This window comes from [Clostridium] ultunense DSM 10521, assembly GCF_000511955.1.
Classification (GTDB): Bacteria; Bacillota; Clostridia; order Tissierellales; family Tepidimicrobiaceae; genus Schnuerera; species Schnuerera ultunensis.
Window position 1 is genome coordinate 560,094 of record NZ_AZSU01000003.1, and the last position, 17,849, is coordinate 577,942.

General features: G+C 31.5%; 16 protein-coding genes. 2 read left to right on the top strand and 14 right to left on the bottom strand.

The features are described 5' to 3' along the window. Nucleotides 1–208: 208 nt before the first annotated feature. The 10 genes from CUL_RS20190 to gpr all read right to left on the bottom strand — a co-directional run bounded on the left by CUL_RS20190 (nucleotide 209) and on the right by gpr (nucleotide 10,195). Nucleotides 209–298 carry a DnaJ domain-containing protein gene (locus tag CUL_RS20190; RefSeq protein ID WP_081722827.1) on the bottom strand — a complete coding sequence of 30 codons (90 nt, stop codon included), beginning with the start codon at nucleotides 296–298 and terminating at the stop codon, nucleotides 209–211. Nucleotides 299–388: 90 nt separating this feature from the next. Then, complete coding sequence (gene dnaK, locus CUL_RS0110025) at nucleotides 389–2,215, bottom strand: molecular chaperone DnaK (RefSeq protein ID WP_005587689.1); 1,827 nt, start codon at nucleotides 2,213–2,215, stop codon at nucleotides 389–391. Between the two features lie 22 nt (nucleotides 2,216–2,237). Beyond that, complete coding sequence (gene grpE / locus CUL_RS17150; RefSeq protein ID WP_035143052.1) at nucleotides 2,238–2,774, bottom strand: nucleotide exchange factor GrpE; 537 nt, start codon at nucleotides 2,772–2,774, stop codon at nucleotides 2,238–2,240. Nucleotides 2,775–2,830: 56 nt separating this feature from the next. Beyond that, nucleotides 2,831–3,874 (bottom strand): heat-inducible transcriptional repressor HrcA, encoded by a 1,044-nt coding sequence (gene hrcA, locus CUL_RS0110035; RefSeq protein WP_005587691.1) that lies wholly within the window; start codon nucleotides 3,872–3,874, stop codon nucleotides 2,831–2,833. A gap of 111 nt (nucleotides 3,875–3,985) precedes the next feature. Beyond that, on the bottom strand, nucleotides 3,986–5,122 hold the full coding sequence (gene hemW / locus CUL_RS0110040) for a radical SAM family heme chaperone HemW (protein ID WP_025641493.1): 1,137 nt from the start codon (nucleotides 5,120–5,122) through the stop codon (nucleotides 3,986–3,988). 55 nt (nucleotides 5,123–5,177) lie between these two features. After that, the gene (gene lepA, locus CUL_RS0110045; protein WP_005587887.1) at nucleotides 5,178–6,989 is read right to left on the bottom strand and encodes a translation elongation factor 4; all 1,812 of its coding nucleotides are present in this window, start codon (nucleotides 6,987–6,989) and stop codon (nucleotides 5,178–5,180) included. Between the two features lie 98 nt (nucleotides 6,990–7,087). Beyond that, nucleotides 7,088–7,336, bottom strand: a complete 249-nt coding sequence (locus CUL_RS0110050) for a hypothetical protein (protein WP_005587886.1) — start codon at nucleotides 7,334–7,336, stop codon at nucleotides 7,088–7,090. Between the two features lie 44 nt (nucleotides 7,337–7,380). Next, complete coding sequence (gene lepB / locus CUL_RS0110055; RefSeq protein ID WP_005587885.1) at nucleotides 7,381–7,929, bottom strand: signal peptidase I; 549 nt, start codon at nucleotides 7,927–7,929, stop codon at nucleotides 7,381–7,383. Nucleotides 7,930–7,991: 62 nt separating this feature from the next. Then, entirely contained in the window at nucleotides 7,992–9,137 is a 1,146-nt protein-coding gene (spoIIP, locus tag CUL_RS0110060) for a stage II sporulation protein P (protein WP_025641497.1), read from the bottom strand. A gap of 83 nt (nucleotides 9,138–9,220) precedes the next feature. After that, a complete protein-coding gene (gene gpr, locus CUL_RS0110065; RefSeq protein WP_005587884.1) occupies nucleotides 9,221–10,195 on the bottom strand; it encodes a GPR endopeptidase in 975 nt (324 codons plus the stop codon). 139 nt (nucleotides 10,196–10,334) lie between these two features. Here gpr and rpsT point away from each other — a divergent pair, with 139 nt between their 5' ends. Beyond that, nucleotides 10,335–10,610 carry a 30S ribosomal protein S20 gene (rpsT, locus tag CUL_RS0110070; RefSeq protein WP_005587883.1) on the top strand — a complete coding sequence of 92 codons (276 nt, stop codon included), beginning with the start codon at nucleotides 10,335–10,337 and terminating at the stop codon, nucleotides 10,608–10,610. Between the two features lie 38 nt (nucleotides 10,611–10,648). Here rpsT and holA read toward each other — a convergent pair whose 3' ends face one another. Beyond that, the gene (gene holA / locus CUL_RS0110075; protein WP_025641499.1) at nucleotides 10,649–11,713 is read right to left on the bottom strand and encodes a DNA polymerase III subunit delta; all 1,065 of its coding nucleotides are present in this window, start codon (nucleotides 11,711–11,713) and stop codon (nucleotides 10,649–10,651) included. Then, the gene (locus tag CUL_RS0110080) at nucleotides 11,691–14,162 is read right to left on the bottom strand and encodes a DNA internalization-related competence protein ComEC/Rec2 (RefSeq protein WP_005587881.1); all 2,472 of its coding nucleotides are present in this window, start codon (nucleotides 14,160–14,162) and stop codon (nucleotides 11,691–11,693) included. The genes holA and CUL_RS0110080 overlap by 23 nt, the downstream gene beginning before the upstream one ends. Before the next feature lie 239 nt (nucleotides 14,163–14,401). Here CUL_RS0110080 and CUL_RS0110085 point away from each other — a divergent pair, with 239 nt between their 5' ends. Continuing rightward, the gene (locus tag CUL_RS0110085) at nucleotides 14,402–15,598 is read left to right on the top strand and encodes an alanyl-tRNA editing protein (RefSeq protein ID WP_025641502.1); all 1,197 of its coding nucleotides are present in this window, start codon (nucleotides 14,402–14,404) and stop codon (nucleotides 15,596–15,598) included. Between the two features lie 47 nt (nucleotides 15,599–15,645). Here the strand turns inward: CUL_RS0110085 and CUL_RS0110090 are convergent, their stop codons facing one another. Both CUL_RS0110090 and CUL_RS0110095 read right to left on the bottom strand, forming a co-directional pair. After that, nucleotides 15,646–16,707, bottom strand: a complete 1,062-nt coding sequence (locus tag CUL_RS0110090; RefSeq protein ID WP_005587879.1) for a hypothetical protein — start codon at nucleotides 16,705–16,707, stop codon at nucleotides 15,646–15,648. Between the two features lie 111 nt (nucleotides 16,708–16,818). Continuing rightward, the gene (locus tag CUL_RS0110095; protein ID WP_005587878.1) at nucleotides 16,819–17,706 is read right to left on the bottom strand and encodes a DegV family protein; all 888 of its coding nucleotides are present in this window, start codon (nucleotides 17,704–17,706) and stop codon (nucleotides 16,819–16,821) included. Between the last annotated feature and the right edge of the window lie 143 nt (nucleotides 17,707–17,849).

Here is a 17,849-nt window from a genome sequence, read left to right on the forward strand (position 1 = left end):
AAAAACGAGGATATATGGTTGAACCTCTAATTGCTTAATTGTTTCACCTAAAATCACCTAAAAATTGTACATAAAGCATATATAAGTAGCTTGGGGAAACCCTAAAAGGGCCTCCCGGGCATTTTATTGCTCAAAAAACAAGGGATAGATTATTCATAAGAAGTAAAGAAGAAGGTGGGATCTATTAAAGAGGAGCCTACTAACTAAATCATTTTCGTGTGAACCTTCTAAAAGAAGATTTTATTTCATCTTGACTGGCATCTTTTGATACGTTGAGTATTTCATAGTAATCTTTCAACCAATATCACCAACCTTTAATTTACTCCTATCATAGTTTATCAAAAATCAAAGCTAAATCCAATAGATTTAGCTTTGATTTCTATAATATTTATTCATCATCATCCATAACTTCATAATCTGCATCTACTACATCGTCCTCCGCAGTATGATCTGCAGTTCCAGGTTCAGTTCCCTGTCCTTGAGCCTGCCCATACATTTTTTGGGATATATTATAGAATTCTTGAGTCAATTCTTCAGTTTTCTTCTTAATCTCCTCTATATTATCTCCTTCTAATGCCTTTTTCAGTTCATTTAGTTTCTCTTCAACTTTTGATTTCTCGCTATCGGAAATTTTTCCTTCTAGATCCTTTAATGTTTTTTCTGTCTGATAAACCATAGAGTCAGCATTATTTCTAACTTCTATTTCTTCCTTCTTCTTCTTATCTTCTTCAGCAAACTTTTCGGCTTCTTTCACCTTTTTTTCAATTTCTTCATCCGATAGATTAGTTGATGCAGTAATGGTAATTCTTTGTTCCTTTCCTGTGCCTAAATCCTTAGCACTTACATTAACAATACCGTTGGCATCTATATCAAAGGTTACTTCTATTTGAGGTACTCCCCTTGGTGCAGGTGGAATTCCAGTTAATTGAAATCTTCCTAAAGTTATATTATCACTAGCCATTTGCCTTTCACCCTGTAGAACATGAATATCTACAGAAGTTTGATTATCTGCAGCAGTAGTGAAAGTTTGAGATTTCTTTGTTGGAATAGTGGTGTTTCTCTCAATTAATCTGGTTGTAACTCCACCTAAAGTCTCTATACCTAAAGACAATGGGGTTACGTCTAATAAAAGTAAATCCTTAACCTCTCCACTTAAAACTCCCCCTTGTATTGCGGCTCCAATAGCAACACATTCATCAGGGTTTATATCCTTTTGTGGTTCCTTCTCTATTAGTTTTTTAACCGCTTCTTGTACCGCAGGTATTCTTGTTGAACCCCCTACAAGCAATACTTTTTCTATTTCTCCTGCAGAAAGACCAGCATCTTTTAAAGCTAACCTTATTGGTTCAAGGGTTTTTTCCACTAAATGAGAAGTTAATTCTTCAAATTTTGCTCTAGTAATATCCATATTCAAATGTAATGGACCTGAAGCAGTAGCAGTTACAAAAGGTAAATTGATATTAGATGTCATGGTAGTGGAAAGTTCTTTTTTAGCCTTTTCTGCCGCTTCCTTTAATCTTTGCAACGACATGCTATCCTGTCTTAGATCTACACCATTTTCCTTTTTAAACTTTTCTGCAATATAATCAATTATTGCCTGGTCAAAATCGTCTCCACCTAGATGATTGTTCCCCCTAGTAGCTAATACTTCAAATACTCCATCTCCTATTTCTAAAATGGAAACGTCAAAGGTTCCACCCCCTAGGTCAAAGACCATTATCTTATGTTGACCTTCTCCTTTATCTAATCCATAGGCAAGGGCCGCAGCTGTAGGCTCGTTGATAATCCTTTTTACATTTAACCCAGCAATCCTGCCCGCATCCTTAGTCGCTTGTCTTTGGCTATCGGTAAAATATGCTGGTACAGTAATTACAGCATCTGTTATAGTTTCTCCTAGATAGTTTTCCACATCCATCTTGATCTTCTGTAATACCATAGCTGATATATCTTGAGGAGTGTAATCCTTACCATCTATGTTCTTTTTATAATCCTTACCCATCTCCCTTTTAATGGAAGTTATGGTCCTGTCTGGATTTGTGATCGCTTGTCTTTTTGCAGTTTCTCCAACTAGCCTTTCTCCATCCTTAGTGAAAGCTACTACTGATGGAGTCGTTCTATTCCCCTCTGCATTAGGAATAATAATAGGTTCTCCACCTTCCATTACAGCTACACATGAGTTAGTGGTTCCTAAATCGATACCAATTATTTTTCCCATATAAATTCCTCCTTAAAATTATTTACTTAGCTACTTTAACCATACTAGGTCTGATAACCTTATCATTTAACAAATATCCTTTTTGTAATACTTCTAATATAGTTCCTTCTTCTTTATCCTCAACTTCTTCTGCAAAAACGGCATGATGAAAATTAGGGTCAAATCTTTCTCCTAGGCATTTAATTTCCTTAAGACCATTTCCATTAAGTACCTTCAATATCTGGTCATATATCATTTTTACACCTTGATAGAAACTGTCTTCCTCTTCCACACTTTCTAAAGCCCTTTCAAAGTTATCTAGTACAGGTAATAGTTGAGTTACAATCTCCTCTGCTGCATAAGTATAAATTTTTTCCTTATCCTTTTCAACCCGATTTTTGAAATTGATAAAATCCGCTTGGAGCCTCAGGAGCTGGTTAGTCAGCTCCTGTACTTCATGATCCTTTTCTTGAGCTCCTTCAGGCTTTTCATCCTTCAGTTCATCCTCACCGGTGGTATCTTGTTTTTCCACCGTATCTTCTTCCAATTTTTCTTTTTCTATTTCTTCTTTTCTTTCCATTTAATCACCCTTTATACCCATTTTAAGTTTTGATAGAGTGTAAATTTAATTACACTCTATCTCTTGCCTAGTAACATATTAAATATTTCCGTTAAGTTCATTGAAAACAACTTCAATGAATTTATTGTAGTAAAATAATCCATTCTTGTGGGCCCAATTACCCCAATTTTACCAATGGTCAGATCACCCAATTTATAAGTAGTAGTTATTAAACTGCAATCCTTTATTGGGTCATATATATTTTCATCCCCTATGGTAATTTCTATTCCATTTTCCAAGGAATCGTTCAAAAGTATATCTACTAATAGTTCCTTATCTTCTATAAAGGATATAAAAGATCTAGCTTTGTCCAGATCCTTGTACTCAGGGAAATTGAAAATCTTAGTAACCCCATCTGCATATACTTCAACATCATCTATATCTTCTAAGGATTTATTGATTATAGGTATGATACTATCTATGATCTCCTTAAATTCATACATTTCCTCAAATATTCCATTATCCATTGCTTTTCCTATATCATCAATAGTAAGCCCTTTTAATTTATGGCTAAGGAAGTTGGATATTCTATTTAATTGGTCTCCTGGTATCTCCTGTTCAATCCTAAATATGGTATTCTTAATAATACCTGAATCTCCCACTAGCACTACCAGTATTTCACTAGGATCAATAGGTATTAGTTGAATATGTTTCAATTTAATTTTCTTTATTTGAGGTGATATAGCCAATGCAGTATAACTAGTAATTGCCGACAATATCTTAGCAGTATTTTGGATTAGTTGGTCTATCTCGTTAGATTCCCTAGTAAGTATTCTTTTTATCTCTTCCTTTTTGTTCATATCTATTTTCAATTTCTTGGCCTTTAATATCTGATCTACATATAATCTATAGGCTTTATCTGATGGGACTCTGCCCGATGAAGTATGGGGTTTGTTTAAATATCCTAAATCTTCTAAATCCGACATCTCATTCCTTATGGTAGCAGAACTTACACCTAAATCATATTGTTTAGATATGGTTCTTGAGCCAATAGGTTCAGCTGTTAATAAATAGCTATCTATTACAGCATATAAAACCTTTATTTTTCTATCATCCAACATATTTATCACCTCAATATTTATGTTTTGGATGTTTGTTAGCACTCTATAGCCTTGAGTGCTAATCTTAAATTATCATAAATATAAGTCAATTGTCAATACCTTTTTAAAATATTAAGGTAATATATCCACATAAACAATATTAGACAGATCTAAACCTTTTGGAGTAAACCTTATCCATTCATCATCTATATACAACAAACCCTGCTCCTTATATTTTATTAGCAGTTCTTCATATAAATCCTCCACTTTTATTTTAAATCTATTAAAAAAATCATTTTTATTTACACCTTCTATTAATCTTAGCCCCATTATTAGATATTCTGCTATAGCCATTTCCCTATTAATAGTTTCTTCCCCATCAATTGGGAATCTATTTTCATCTAAACTGTTATAATAATCCTTAAAATTACTATAATTCCAATACCTTTTGTCTTTTAAATTTGAATGGGCGGCCAATCCAAACCCTATATAGGGTTTTAATTGCCAATAAAATAGATTGTGTTTGCACTCTAGCCCATCTTTAGCAAAATTAGATATTTCATAATGTTTATAGCCTTGGTCTTTAAGAAAGTTTATTCCAAAGTGGTACATGTCCCTTTCCATTTCCTCTTCAGCCAATCTTATTTTTCCTTCTTTATACCATTTATCCATTAAAGTATTTTCCTCTAATATTAAGCTATAATAAGAAATATGTTCTATATCCAATTTTGTTATTTTTTCCAATGTTTCTTTACAGTCTTCCATAGTTTGATTAGGCAATCCAAACATTAAATCTACATTAACATTTTTGAAATTCAAATTTCTTATTAAATCAAAATTCCTGTAAAAATCCACAGAAGTATGGACCCTACCAATATTTTTTAAAAGATTATCATTTAAACTTTGAACGCCTATACTAATTCTATTAATACCATACTCTTTATATAATTTCAATTTTTCCCTATTTAAAGTTCCAGGATTAGTTTCTATTGTTACTTCTTCTAATGCTTCAACGTTAAAATTCTTATAGATATACTCTAGTATTCTTCCAATATGCTGTCCTCCTATATAGGAAGGGGTGCCACCACCAATAAAAATGGTTTTGACAATATACTCTTTCAATAATTCTTTATATTCCTTTATTTCTCCTAGCAAATATTCTATATATTCATCTATTCTATCGTCTTTATGGGGAAATGATACAAAATCACAATAATAACATTTGCTATTACAAAAGGGAATGTGAATATATATTCCTAAATCCTTCAATTAAATCTTCCTCTCTGAAAATGGATAAATTTAATGCACACTTCAGTGTGCATTCTTATTTCTCATCATATTTTAGTACAGCTAGAAAAGCTTCCTGAGGCACTTCTACGGAACCGATCTGTCTCATCCTCTTCTTTCCTTCTTTTTGTTTCTCCAATAGTTTCTTCTTCCTAGTAATATCTCCACCATAACATTTAGCCAATACGTCTTTTCTAAGAGCTCGTACAGTCTCTCTAGCAATTATTTTTGAACCTATTACAGCTTGTATAGGTACAGCAAATTGATGGCGAGGTATTTCATCTTTTAACCTTTCAGCAATACTTCTACCTCTTTCATAAGCCTTATCCTTATGAACTATTATTGAAAAGGCATCTACTAATTCCCCATTAATTAATATATCTAATTTAACCAGTTCAGATTCTTCATAGCCTTTAAGTTCATAATCTAAAGAGGCATAACCCCTTGTTCTAGATTTTAAGGCATCAAAAAAATCGTATATTACCTCATTTAAAGGTAGATCATAATGCATTACCACTCTCGTTTCTTCTAAATATTCCATATTTATAAATGTGCCACGTCTATTCTGGCAAAGTTCCATTACAGCACCAACATAATCCGTTGGAGTCATAATAGAGGCAGATACAATAGGCTCTTCCATATATTCTATTTCAGTTTCATGAGGTAAATTGGTAGGATTCTGTATGGATAACATTTCCCCTGACTCGGTCATAACTTTATATATTACGCTGGGAGCAGTGGTTACAATATTTAAATCGAATTCCCTCTCCAGTCTCTCTTGTATTATTTCCATATGAAGTAATCCTAAGAAACCACATCTAAATCCAAATCCTAATGCAGCAGAAGTTTCTGGCTCAAAAATTAGACTAGCATCGTTTACTTGTAATTTTTCAAGGGCATCCCTGACGGAGTTAAAATCCTCTCCTTCGGCGGGATAAATTCCACAATATACCATAGGAACTACCTTTTTATATCCTGACAAAGGACTATCCGTTGGATTATTATGGTCTGTTATAGTATCTCCTACCCTTGCATCTTTAACATTTTTTATGCTAGCTACAACATAGCCTACATCTCCAGCCTCCAATTGATCTACAGGTCCTTGTTTGGAAGTCGTTACTCCTACTTCCGTTACCTCATAATGTTTATTAGAGGACATCATCCTTATCTCCATACCAGGTTTAAGTACGCCTTCAAACACTCTAATATAAGCCACTACCCCTTTATAGCTATCGTAATAGGAGTCAAAAATTAATGCTTTTAAAGGTGCCTTTTTTTCCCCCTTTGGAGCTGGAATTTTATTTACTATTTCCTCTAAAACGGCTTCTATATTCAAACCCTCTTTAGCAGATATTAAGGGTGCCTCCTCAGCTTCTATACCAATAACATCTTCTATTTCTTTTTTTACTTCCTCTGGTCTAGCACTAGGTAGATCAATCTTATTGATTATGGGTACAATCTCTAAATCTTGTTCTAAAGCCAAATATACATTTGCAAGGGTTTGGGCTTCAATCCCTTGAGTAGCGTCTATTATTAATAGAGCCCCTTCACATGCTGCTAGTGATCTAGATACCTCGTAGTTAAAATCTACGTGACCTGGTGTATCAATTAGATTTAAAACATATTCTTCTCCGTCTTTAGCCTTATAGTTAAGCCTTACATTTTTTAGTTTTATAGTTATGCCTCTTTCCCTCTCTAAATCCATACTATCTAGGATTTGGTCTTGCATCTCTCTAGACGTTAACAATCCGGTTTTTTCTATTAATCTATCGGCAAGGGTGGATTTTCCATGATCGATATGGGCAATAATAGAAAAATTCCTAATATTGGTTTGCTTAACATTCTGCATATCTTTCCTCCTTAAGATGTTACAATAACTCTAAGCTATAATTATAACAGAAAAATAGATATAAGTAAAACAAAAGACCAAGATATCCTGGTCTTTTTTTAAGGACTTTTTTTAAAGATTTTCAAATCAATTAAATAGCTTTCACCAAATAGATATAGCTTTCTTTCCTTTAAATCTAGTTTAAATATAATTGGATTTTTCAAATAATCTAAGTAAATAATATTCGTATTTACTACCTTTATTCCATAATAAAGCATAAGTAATATTAGGATAATAATGAATGATTTGAAAATTTTTTTTCTTTTTTCTTGCTTTAATCGTTTTCTCTTCTCAACTCTAGTATCCAAATGTACCACCCTAGTTATTTTACCTAAAAATGATTGGTTTTATACTATTCTAATTTTCCAAATCGATGGTTGAAGGGAAAATATCTAAAGTTTGTTATCCCCTTTATGGAATCTAAAGGAACACAACCAAAATACCTACTATCTTTGCTAGCCCCCTCATCTCTATTATCTCCCAATACAAAAACGTATCCTTTAGGAACTTCCCAGTAATTTTCTCCGTATATATGAGTATAAGATCCTTCTTCTATATAATCTTCTTCTAATACATTTCCATTTAAATATACTTTGCCATCGATTATAGCTACTGTATCTCCTCCAATGCCAATTACCCTTTTTATATAATCTTTATTAGAAGCATCGGGAGCTTTTAAAACTACAATTTCACCCCTTTTTGGTCCTGAAAAATATAAAGGTAATTTGTTTGCGAACAGTCTATCTCTTTCATATAAAGTTGGATACATCGAATTTCCTAATACATAAGTTGTATTGAATATAAAAGTCTTTATCAATATAGCTATTACTATAGCTAATAATATACTCTTAATCCATTCTAGAGCTTCGTTTTTTGCAACTTTATTGTTGTCTTCTTCCATCTCAATTCCTCCTCTTCCAAATGTATTCTTATTATAGCATTTTTTAAAATTAAAAAAAAGTTTTATTCTTGAATATTTTCTACAACTATGCTCAGTATTTCTCCCAAAATCCTAGCTGTTTCCATGGCCTCTTCCATTGTATTTAAATTACTTCCAACTTCTATTAAAGCCGAATAATCTGAAAGGAATTGGTTATATTTGCCCACTGGTTTTATCATAATACCCGTACAAAGATTAGGATATAAAGTATCCGTTACTGCCTTAATATATTTAGCAAAGCTTAACACCGCCTCTTTATTTGGTGAATCTGGCCCTATTACAAAATAGAAGGTGGCAGCCTTTTTTCCATCTATATCTATCTTAAACTTTTCTATTAGATTTTTCATATTTTTAATGACTTTAGGATCATTATGATCATGCCCATCCCTATGAATATCTAACAATATCTTAAAATTGTTATTATCTTTTATTTTTTCATTTACAGTTTTTAAAGATTCGGTGTAGGATTTGTTATAAGAAGGTACGTCATGATATTTAATCACATGTTCTACTTTATGTCCATTCTCCTCCAGTGTTTTAGAAATAATTTCGCCAATAGTAATTACATTAAGTTTTTTATCAGTAGTATGATGTAGATTAGTATCCAGGGAGGAATAAGATTCTGTACCATGAGTATGGTATATAAGTATATATGGCTTTTCCCTATCTATTTTCAATGGGTTAATATTCAAAGGTTTGGGCACATTTGAAACAGATATATCCCCCTTAGAATCATTAATAATTATTAAATCTTCATATTCTTCTAGTCTATCTATTATTATAAAATCCTCGACTAATGTTGGATTATTCTCTATATCCCTTTCTTCTGTTTCACCATCAGATTTGGAATCATTGCCCATAAACAATATAGATGGGAATTGAGCTTTTAAAAATTCCTTTAGCCCATGGACTGGGGATAGGCTTTTATAAAAGGTCTCATTCCAACTATTTCCCTTATATTGATGGATTTTATAGAGGTTAATTATGGAGCTTGTTCTACTAAAAAGGGAAATAAAAGCACTGCCATCTTCAAAATATGATTTTTCTTCACTAAAAACTGGTTCGGCTTTATCCTCCTTCCAATTAATTAGCATTGTACCTATGTTGAATACTATGAGGCATATTAATGCAAATATAATATAGTTATTTCTACTGTCCTTTCCCCTCATAAAAACACTCCTTAAATTTAGTATTCAATACATAGATTATATTCAATTGAAATCCCAGATATGATAACTGTTTTAGAGAGGTTTTAACTAATATATCTATTCACATCTTGTAAATCTATGCCATGGTGGAGAGCTATATTTAATCCATTTCCAATTATTATTGACAAATCATCTATAATTGAATCAATTTCTTTTGGTGTTACCACTACATTTGGCATAAAAGGCTCCAGTACTTCTTTTATTAAATCATACTTTTCTTCACTGGATACCTGTTCAAGGGTTGAATAAAACTCCGTTCCCACCTTTGCTACGCTTTTCATTGAGCCTATGATCAAATCCATAGTGTCATTTACCATTGTAGCTGCATCTACAACCGTTGGAACCCCTATAGCCACTACAGGAACTCCTAAATATTCTTCATTTAATCCTATTCGCTTATTGCCTATACCAGACCCTGGATTTATTCCCGTATCCGATATTTGAATGGTGGTGCTCACTCTCTCCATCCTTCTAGAAGCTAATGCATCTATGGCTACAACCAAATCTGGATTAGTCTTTTCCACTATCCCCTTTACTATTTCCCCTGTTTCAATTCCTGTTAACCCCATTACTCCAGGAGAAATAGCTGCAACATTAGCTACTGTTTCATCCCTATCCTTATTATAAGCAATAAAAAACTGTCTTGTAACCAAAACCCGGTCCACAACCTTAGGACCTAAAGCATCTGGAGTTACATTCCAATTACCTAATCCTACAATCAAAGTCTTTGTATCTTCATCAGTTATGCCTATTCCTTTTATCTCCTTTGCTAAGAGCTTACTTATTTCATCCTTTAAGTCCTGATCAGCATTTTTTAATTTGGGCACATCAATGGTAATATAAACACCTTTAGGTTTACCTAAATACGTTGAACCCCTTTCATCTAATATCTTTACCCTAGTTACAGTATAACCCTCCCCCCTTTCCTCCTCTACCTCCACCCCAGGTACTTCTCCTTCATTTTGCTCCTGATACATCTCTCTATTCTCTATTGCCAAATCTGTTCTTATTTCTATCATTACAAATTCCTCCTTTCTTTTTATTAGTATTATTTTTCTTCAATAGCTTAATTTTATGTATAATAAGCTTAATTTTCCTTGCAATTTATCCTTCTTCATGGTAAAATATCTCTTGTTAAGAACAGAGGAGGTGAAAGTATTGGCAAATATTAAATCTGCAGAAAAAAGAATCCGAACAACTAGAAACAGAACTGCTATAAACAAAAGTAGAAAATCAGAGATTAAAACCTATATTAAGAAATTTGATCTAGCTGTTGATAATGGAAATTTTGATGAAGCTAAGGAATTACTTAAAATTATAGATAAAAAGTTAAAGAAAGCAGCGTGTAGAAATGTGGTTCATAAAAATGCTGCTGCAAGAAGAGTTAGCGTTTTAACTAAGAGATTAAATAGAAAAATGAGCGAAGCTGTATAAAGATAAAACTTCGGCAATCCCGAAGTTTTTTTGTTTGCTTAGATTTTAAAGCATAAATTTGTTATCAATATTTCCATAGCCAATCTATCTTCTATAGAGGTTGTTTTTATAGTCTTATCCCCTTCTAAACAATAAAGCATGGCCCTTTCCAATTGAGGTATTGTAAAATTATTGCTCTGTTGAGATACTTTCTGGTATTCATACCTGGATAGACCCATCTTGCTATAGGTATCCCCTTCAGAATAACCCTTAAATCTTAATACCTTATAATTCAACATATTTCTCAATTGCCTAACTATCATATGGAGTATAAATAAGGCTGGTTCGTTGGACATATACATTTCATTAAATAATCTTATAGCATTTTCACCATCTTTTTGACTTATACTATTTAGCAAATTAAATACATTCATCTCCAAAGGTTTAGTCATTAATAAATCTATAATTTCCCTTGTGACTTCTTCACCATTGGTTAAATAATTTGAAATTTTACCAATTTCATTTTCTAAATCATACAATGTCTTACTGCGATTGGAATCGAAATAAGAAGATTGTTGAATAAAATAATTTATATTAGATTTAGATATTTTTTTATTATATTTTTTGAAACTATTTTCAACCCAAGTATCTAAATCCTTACCCTTTAATTTTGTAAACTCAACTACACCACCTGCCTTATTTATAGCCTTATATAGTGCATTCGATTTTTTAATATTATTGTTTTTTTCAACAAATAGAAGACATAGATAATCCTCCAATTCTTCTACATATTCCATCAATGGGTTTTTAGAAGGTGGAAGGCGCCACCTTTCTGAAATATCCTCTTCTCCCTTTTTGTTTTTAAATAGGGGAAAATCCTTAATGATTACAATTTTTTTCTCCGACATAAAGGGTAGAGTTTCGCAGGCATTAAGAATAGCTTCAAAATCTATTTCTTTCCCATCTAATACTATGTAGTTAAGAGCCTCAAAGGAGCTATCTATATATATTTCCTTTAAAACGTTCACGGTATAATCAATAAGATATTCTTCTTCACCATAAAATAGATATACAGGTTTTAATTCATTATTTTTCGATTTCTTAATAAATTCCTTGTAATTCAATTTTAGCCATCTCCTCCTCAATTAGTAGAAATTCTATTGCCATCTTATAGGACAGAAAAAAGTAAAAAATTAAATATATGATATATGAACTGTAGTCCTGTACAATATCTATTATACTCCATTTATCTCTCAAAAAAGGTACTATTTTATATCCATATTTATTTAAAGTGAGATTTATCAATCCCAATTCATCAGTTCTATATACTTCAACATTATGTGTTTTGTACCTATCTAGGACTTCCTTGTGTGGATGTCCAAAGCTATTATTCCTGCCTACAGAAGCAAAACCAATATTAGGATTTAAACTATATAAAAAATTCTCGCCAGAAGAAGTATTGCTCCCATGATGGGGTACTTTTAAAAAGTCAATATCCCTATTTAAACTATCTTGTACATTTTCTTCTCCTAACCTTTCAATATCTCCTGTAAATAGAATATTGTAATCGTAATAGTTTAATAATAAAACCAAAGACAAATCATTGTCTGTTGTATTTGGGTTAGTTAGTATATTATCACTGGGCCCGATTACATAAATATTTATATCTTCATCTAGTTTAAGTTTATCTCCTTTTTTCAAAACCCGAATAGGGATCTCTTTTTTCAAAGCCTTACCCACAATCTGCCTATATAAATCATTTTCTTCCCTTTCATATCCAAAGTATATATTTTCAATTTTAATATTATCAATCAAATAAGGCAAATTTTTACAATGATCAGCATCAAAATGGGATATGAAAACTCCTTTTAATTTAAATATTCCCTCTTTCTCCAAATAAGGTAGAAGAATACTTTTACCTATATCAAAATCTCCAAATATATTTCCACCAGTATCTATTAAATAATATCCTTCTTTAGTTTTTAATAAAATACTATCCCCTTGTCCTACATCTACAAAATTAACAGCCAAACTAGAATCTAAATTGAAAAGAAGAGCATTTACAAGTATTATAAATAAAAGATAAAAGATTATAGCCTTATTAACCCTAATATTAAATTTTCTAATATTTATAACCCCAAACAATATTAAAACCATTACATAATATATAAGTATTCCAAATATAGACGGGGAAGGTGCCTTAATGTTTAAAATAGGAAAATAACTTAATATTTTTATACTGTTAAATTGCGCCTTCAACAAAAAATTTACCAAAACCCCAATGGAATAGGCTATACTGCTGCCGAATAAAGAAAAAAATATTAAAAATATACTAAGAATTAAACAAATAGTAAATATAGGTATTAAAACTAAATTTGCCATCAAACCAATGGTAGGAATCCTATTAAAATAATAGACTAAAATTGGTAATAACCCAATTTGGACCGATAGTATTCCTAATAGAGATTTCAAAATACTATTGTCATTCAAATACAATATGGCACTAATTTTCTCTGTAAAATAAAGGATAGAGAAGGTAGCTATAAAGGACAATTGGAATCCAAGGTTAAATATCCAAAAGGGGTTAATTATAATCAATATAAACGATGCAAAAAACATGGTATTTATTGAGTCATAGGGCTCTGCTCCTAGTTGGGAAATCAATAATATAGTAAACATTATATTAGCCCTAAGAACAGACACAGGATTACCAATTATAAACCCATATATCCACAGAATTCCAATAGCCAAACTTATATTAAATTTTCTATTCATTCCCGAGTAGGCAAGTAATGTGGTAACAAGGCTAGCTATAATTCCAATATGTAACCCAGATACGGCTAATATATGAGCTAGCCCTAAATCTCTAAATTGTTGGATAGTCTCCTCATCTAAATAGGAGTATTTCCCTAGTAGTATGGATTTCATTAAGGAACTATTCTCTTCCGACAAGTAAAGGTCTAATCCTTCTTCTACCTTATTGATAAAACCCTTTCTAAGCCTTAGTAGAAAATTTATATTCTCCTTTTCTATACCTGTTATCGAATAATCCTTTATGGTTATTGTAGTATATATATTATCGGCTAACAAATTTAGTTTATAATTAAACAATCTTGGATTGGTATTAGGTAAAGGCTCCTTTAATACTCCCCTAAATTTTACTTTACTACCAATTTCCAATTCTTCTTCCCCTAAAACTTTTAACAAAGCTTTTTCTGAGACTTTTATCTTTCTCCCGTTATCCATTGCTTTATGTACTTTGATTACATATCTACCTGCTCCCTTTGAAACAGATTTTACCTCCTTTACACTTCCCATTAATTCTATAGGCCTTTCTACATGTTTGGCCAATCTACTGCCCTCCATTTTAATACCGGTTATCAATATGCCTAGTAAAAACAGGGATACAAAGACAGCAATTGATACCCTTTCACCAAGTTTTACTCCAATTATGTTAATAATTAAAGTCAATAAAAACAAAGCTAGAATTAAGTAGATGTTTGTGTGGAAATAATAATAGAATATTATACCTAGCACAATAGGAATAGTAAAAAGGACAAAAGGTCTTCTCATATTATCAATCCTTTTTATTCCTATTCATTCTATTTAGAGACCAAATTATCAATATCATCCCTAATAACACAAACATACTACCCGCATATTGTCTGTCCATGTTTATTCCCTTTCTAATTATATGTATTGACCTAAATCCTCATTTAAATTATAGCATAGGAAATGGAATTAATGTTGTTAGTTTTGGTCAAAAAATGATAGAATAGATATAATACTTAATGGAGATAGGTGGTATAAAGATGACAGAAAAAATATATTTAGAAAATCCATATTTACGTCAAATTGAAGCTAGGATTACAGAAAAAAAGTATATGAACAACAAGTATTATATTAAGACTAATAAAACTATCTTTTATCCAAATCTAGCTGGTGGACAACCTGGGGATAAGGGAACTATTAATGGAGTACAGGTATTAGATACCTATGAAGATGGAATAGATATTGTCCACGTAGTTAAAGACAATATCCATAGCGATAAGGTGCAATTATCCATAGATTGGAATAGTAGGTTTGATTATATGCAACAGCATTCAGGTCAACATCTTTTATCTTCAGTTTTTTATAAACTATTTAACGGCGAAACCATCGGCTTCTATATTGGGAAAGAATATGTCTATATTGATATCAATATTCCTAAAATAAATGAAGAGGAAATTGAAAAAATAGAGGAATTTGCAAATAAGATAATCTTTTCCAATTTTTTGATAAAATCTTATATCGTAGAAAGAGAAGATATGGAAAAATTACCTGTTAGAAAAGAACCTGTAGTAAACTCTAGTATTCGCATTGTAGAAATAGATGGGATTGACTTTTCCCCTTGCTGTGGTACCCATTTAAGGAGTACTGGCGAGATTGGAATGATCAAAATAAGGAAGGTGGAATCCTATAAAGGCAATATTCGAGTCGAGTTCGTCTGTGGTAATAGGGCTTTAAAGGATTATACTTGGAAAAGCAAATCAATAAAAGATATAAGCAACCTATTGTCTTCTAAGGACAAGGATATTTATAATAGGGTAGAGAAATTATACGATGCTAAAGAAAATTTAGATAAGGAAAACAGACTATTAAGAGAAAAACTCTATAAATATATAGTAGCAGATTTAGTAAGGAAATCGGAAACGGTAAAGGGTATTAATCTCATCTTTAATAAATCTATGGATATGGAATTCAAAGAACTGCAAAATATGCTTTCCTATATTAATTTAATAGAAAATACAATTACCTTTTTTGGTATTAGAGGCAAGGATACTGGGCAATTTATCATAAGTCGAAGCCAAAATATAGAAGTTAATATGAAAAAAATACTAGAAGAAATTTCCCAGAACATAAAAATCAGAGGAGGAGGTAGTCCTCAAACCGTACAAGGTGCTTGTCCAATGAATATGCTAGACAAAACATTAAAAGCTTTTTATGATAAAGTAGTAGAAAACTTATAAAGAAGGATCTCATACTTTTGGAGATCCTTCTTTTAAACAAAATAACTTTAATCTACATACGCTAGTATTTCCTTTAGTAGTTCTTCCTTAATCCTATTCACTCCACTATAATCTACTACAGGTTTATATGTCTTTTCCAATATTTGATGATTTTCACTAGCATTAGCTAGGCTATCCGTAGCTTTTTTTATCAGTAATTCATAAGTTTTATAGTCTTCATCATTTTTTATCTTATCATGGAAATATCTATTTAAATCTATTTTTTTATCTGCGTATTTTGTTCCATATTTATTGGAAGTAATGCATATATCTATGTTATTAATTATTAAAGATTCTATTTTTTCAGGTATAGTAGAGTTATGGTATATTTCTATAGGATAACCTCTAATTCTGCTTTCTTCTATTAGCCTATTTAACAATGTAGACTTTCCTGTGCCTATTTCCCCTTCTAAATAATAAACAGTATCAATTCCCTCCAAAATAGATTCCGTATAATCTGCAAAACCCTCCGGTGTATTTGCATTGGAAAAAAGATGCCTTTCTTTAAAGACAAAATCTCTTTTTTCTTCTTTTTTAGAAAATACTTTATCTATTAACAGCTTAGTCTCCATATTTACTCCATTAAAATCTACACCAATTTTATTGTTTTCTTCTATTATTTCATGGACAATTTTAGCTGCCTTAAAATAAGCAAAAGCTTTTCCATAGGCTTTTTTATTATTTAATTTAGCCTTTATTATCTTATCCTTGAAATCTAATAGTTTTTTCTCGTCTATGAACTGAGATAAATCGATTAATTTATCCGTTAGGCCAGGATATATTGGATCTATTACATGAGGAGCAGTTCCGTCTACTATTCCAATGTTTAATTCTTCAATGACTATTCCATCTATTGATTCTGGATCTGATGGACAGTGGTGATATTCTACACTAAATCCTTCTTTCAAAACCCTTCCAGCAATATATTTCATCAAAGAAGACTTCCCTCCACCAGGCATACCCTTCAATATATACAATTTATTCCTATCTGGCCCCATTATATTATCATGGAAGGAATAAAAACCTTGAGATGTATTCCCTCCCGGAAACATTCTTCGTACCCTTATCATATGAAAACCTCCTTATTCAGCATATATTATCAATTTATTCTTCTAGGATTATTATGTGCATGGAGATGGAAAAGAACTCTTTGGAAGAGTTCTTTTGATATTATGTAATAACTATACGGATTGTACCTCGCCTATATAGGATTCAGTTTTTTTGTTAAAGAAAAATACTCCAACCCCACCTATGCCTAAATGGGAGCCTAATACACTACCTATTTTCTCTATTAATATATTGTTATTATTTCCAATCTTTTTGGTTATCATATCCTTAATCTCTAAAGCGGTTTTTAAATCATCAGCGTGGGTTATGCCGATGATTTGGTTGGGAAATTCTTTAATTCTTTGTTGGACAAGGTTTACTAATTCATTTAATGCTCTTTTCCTTCCTCTTATTTTCTTAATTACTACCATTTTACCCTCTTGCACATCTAAAATAGGTTTAATATTCAGGGCTTTCCCAATGATTGCTCCACTTTTACTAATTCTTCCACCCTTTAATAACCAACTTAAATCGTTAATAGTAAAAACATGTTCTATATGCTGTATATGTTCTTCAGAAGCTTTCACTATATCCTCAAAACTAGCACCTTGCTTAGCTAATCTAGCACCTTGTAAAACTACTAGTCCCGTAGCAAAGGAACCAGCTTTGGTGTCAATTATCTCCATCCTGACATCTGGATACTCTTTTCTAAGCTCCTGTATAATGAGATAAGAAGTTTCATATGTGCTAGATAATTTAGAAGAAAAGGAATAATAAATAAAATCTATACCATTTGAAGCATACTTTTTAAAAAGTTCATAGGTTTCCTTTGGATTTGGTAGTGAAGTTTTAGGATATATCCCCTTCCTCATAGCACAATATACATCCTCAACTTTAATGGTAACCTTGTCTAAATACTCCTTGTTATCGATATAGACTCTAAGAGGTAAAATCTCAATATCATACTTTTCAATTATGTTATCTGGTAAATCAGATGTGCTATCCATAATAATTTTTATCATATTAATCTATCTCCTTACCCAAATTATTTAAATTCCAAATAATTTTTTGTTCTTGAACCCTAAACTGCTATATTATATAAAATATTATACCATATCTTTTATTAAAATCTTATTTATAATGAAAATTTTTTTAAATTTATGTT